Genomic DNA, 585 nt, shown 5'->3' with positions numbered 1-585 from the left:
CACCACGGGACCATTTGGTTGCGGGGACAGGATTTGAACCTGCGACCTTCGGGTTATGAGCCCGACGAGCTACCGTGCTGCTCCACCCCGCGATGATAAAATATTTACTTTAGAAAAAATGGAGGAGGTAGAGGGATTCGAACCCCCGCGCGACTCTCGCCGCCTGTCGGTTTTCAAGACCGATCCCTTCAGCCGAACTTGGGTATACCTCCGAGATATATACGTCTAATGGTGGACCTTGTAGGACTCGAACCTACGACCGGACGGTTATGAGCCGTCTGCTCTAACCAGCTGAGCTAAAGGTCCTTTATGGTAGCGGCGGAGGGGATCGAACCCCCGACCTCACGGGTATGAACCGTACGCTCTAGCCAGCTGAGCTACACCGCCATAAATGATATTTAAGATAAGTGGAGCCTAGCGGGATCGAACCGCTGACCTCCTGCGTGCAAGGCAGGCGCTCTCCCAGCTGAGCTAAGGCCCCATGTTTTTTTGGAATATCGGGAAGACAGGATTTGAACCTGCGACCCCCTGGTCCCAAACCAGGTGCTCTACCAAGCTGAGCCACTTCCCGTTAATAAAAGCGCG

Annotated in this window: 6 tRNA genes; all 6 read right to left on the bottom strand. The window is 54.5% G+C overall.

What is annotated here, in order from left to right:
* Nucleotides 1–15 precede the first annotated feature (15 nt).
* Nucleotides 16–92: transfer RNA gene (locus F3I02_RS19525), tRNA-Met, on the bottom strand.
* 27 nt (nt 93–119) lie between these two features.
* Nucleotides 120–212 (bottom strand) — tRNA-Ser (locus F3I02_RS19520).
* 17 nt (nt 213–229) lie between these two features.
* Nucleotides 230–306, bottom strand: a tRNA-Ile gene (locus F3I02_RS19515).
* A gap of 4 nt (nt 307–310) precedes the next feature.
* Nucleotides 311–387: transfer RNA gene (locus F3I02_RS19510), tRNA-Met, on the bottom strand.
* Nucleotides 388–408: 21 nt separating this feature from the next.
* Nucleotides 409–481 (bottom strand) — tRNA-Ala (locus tag F3I02_RS19505).
* A 16-nt stretch (nt 482–497) separates the two neighbouring features.
* Nucleotides 498–571 (bottom strand) — tRNA-Pro (locus F3I02_RS19500).
* Between the last annotated feature and the right edge of the window lie 14 nt (nt 572–585).

It is taken from the genome of Bacillus sp. SRB3LM, assembly GCF_015712745.1.
Taxonomy (GTDB): domain Bacteria; phylum Bacillota; class Bacilli; order Bacillales; family Bacillaceae_G; genus Bacillus_A; species Bacillus_A thuringiensis_K.
This window is presented reverse-complemented; position numbering and strand designations above follow the sequence as displayed.